At 78.5% G+C, this 1,738-nt stretch carries 4 protein-coding genes; all 4 read right to left on the bottom strand.

The window, feature by feature from the left end:
- Positions 1–159: 159 nt before the first annotated feature.
- Genes CTKZ_RS19170 through CTKZ_RS21755 form a run of 4 tightly spaced genes read right to left on the bottom strand, consistent with a single transcriptional unit; the run spans position 160 to position 1,680 of the window.
- On the bottom strand, positions 160–483 hold the full coding sequence (locus tag CTKZ_RS19170; RefSeq protein ID WP_124344415.1) for an MBL fold metallo-hydrolase: 324 nt from the start codon (positions 481–483) through the stop codon (positions 160–162).
- Entirely contained in the window at positions 426–605 is a 180-nt protein-coding gene (locus CTKZ_RS19165; RefSeq protein ID WP_124344414.1) for a hypothetical protein, read from the bottom strand. Before CTKZ_RS19165 ends, CTKZ_RS19170 begins: the two co-directional genes overlap by 58 nt.
- Positions 602–1,258 (bottom strand): hypothetical protein, encoded by a 657-nt coding sequence (locus CTKZ_RS21760; RefSeq protein WP_160142939.1) that lies wholly within the window; start codon positions 1,256–1,258, stop codon positions 602–604. The genes CTKZ_RS19165 and CTKZ_RS21760 overlap by 4 nt, the downstream gene beginning before the upstream one ends.
- Entirely contained in the window at positions 1,255–1,680 is a 426-nt protein-coding gene (locus CTKZ_RS21755) for a hypothetical protein (RefSeq protein ID WP_160142938.1), read from the bottom strand. The genes CTKZ_RS21760 and CTKZ_RS21755 overlap by 4 nt, the downstream gene beginning before the upstream one ends.
- Between the last annotated feature and the right edge of the window lie 58 nt (positions 1,681–1,738).

Raw genomic sequence — 1,738 nt, 5'->3', positions numbered from 1 at the left:
GGGGTCCTCCGGGGGACCCCCCGGCCGGGTGACGTCACTCCCGGTGGCGGGCGTCCTGCACGCGTCCGGCGACCTTCTCGCCCGGTGGGCAGGTCCGTCGTGCCGGAGGACCGGGCGTCGGCGGAGCTGCCCGGTCGTCGGTGCCCGCACCTCGGATGGTCAGGCGACGCCGGCGGCGCCGACCGGGTGCGACGTCCGCACCCCGTGCACGCGCAGCGCGCCCTTCGCCGCCATCGCAGCGAGCACCGGGATGCGCCGGTGGCGCAGCGGGTACCACGCCCGCGGCCGGCCGTGCGCGTAGCGGGAGGGGTGCGCGACGATCCGCGCGTCGGCCTCGTGCGCCCCCACCTCGACGCCCAGGGTCGACACGGCACGCCGCGCGAAGCCGACGTGGTCGACGTGGCCGTGCGTGAGCACGAGCGCCGTCACGTCGCGCGGACCCGCACCGAGCAGCCGGACGGCCTCGTCGAGCGCGAGCCACATCGCGGGGAGCCCGCGTCGACGAGCAGCACGCCGACCTTGTCGCGCACGACGTAGCACTCCGTGGCGGCCGCGTGCATCCGGACGACGCCCTCCGCGACGAGCGTGGCCCCGACACCGCTCACCACGGCAGCCTCCCCGGATCGGGTGCGGACCGTCGGGCGTGCCGGTAGGCGGGCAGGCGCAGCGCCGCAGCCCAGCGGTAGGTCGCGAGGCCGCTCGGGCAGTCGAGCACCGGGTCGAACCGCACGTCGTCGTCGGTCGCGGCGCCACCCGGGGCGTCGACCCGCAGCACACCCCACCGGGACCAGGGTCCGCGCAGGCGCGACGACAGCAGCAGGACGTCGAGGCCGCCGTCGGGGCGGGCGGCCGGCCGCGCGGCGATCACGACGGGACCGTCGGGCGAGCGGAACGGCATGAGCGTCGTGAAGGGGCCGTCGACGACGCGGCGGCGCGGCGCGAGCACGAACCGGCTCAGCGACCCCGTCCCGGTCCCCGACAGCAGCAGCGCCTCGGCGCGCCCGCGCCGCTCCCAGCGCACCGCCAGACCGTGCACGTCGGGCCACGGACGGGGCAGCCCCGCGGCGCGGGACAGCCGCACGACCGCGCCACCGCTGAACGTGTCGACCGCCCCCGGCGCGTCGGGGTCGTCGCCGATCCGCAGCGACGCCGGCAGCACGATGCCGCGCGCGTGCAGCGGCCGGCGACCCGTACGGCGTCCGGCGGCGTCCGCGAGACCGCCCAGGGCCCCGCCGACGCCGTCCGCGACGGCGGTCACCGTCCGCGACCGTGCGCGTCGTCCCGGCTGCGGCGCGACCGCACCGCGATCACCGCGATGATCGCCAGCGTCGCCGCGATGATCCCGAGGATCGCGAACGTCTTCCCCTGCGTGAGGGGGCCGAGCTGGTCCTCGCCGGACTCCTGGTGCGGGCCCGCCCCGCCCTCGCCGTACGTCTGCGTGGGCTCCGGGCTCGGGTCGCTCGTGCTCGGCGTCTCGTCGACCGAGGGGAGCGTGCCGGGCTGCTCGACCGAGGGGTCGTCGGTCGCGGCGACCGACGCCTGCGCGGTGAGCCCCGTGAGCGCGAGCGCGCCGACGAGCCCGAGGAGCAGCGCGGCCAGCGCGGCCGCGAGCCTGCGGGCGTGCCGCGTCGGGACGCGGAGCGCGGGGGCGGTGCCGTGGGGGTGGGCGACGGGGCGCATGGCTCGACCTTCCGGTGTGCCGGGCAGCCCGCCTCCGGACGTGCCACCACCGTGCGGG

The organism is Cellulomonas algicola, from assembly GCF_003851725.1.
GTDB classification, from domain to species: Bacteria; Actinomycetota; Actinomycetes; order Actinomycetales; family Cellulomonadaceae; genus Cellulomonas; species Cellulomonas algicola.
This window is presented reverse-complemented; position numbering and strand designations above follow the sequence as displayed.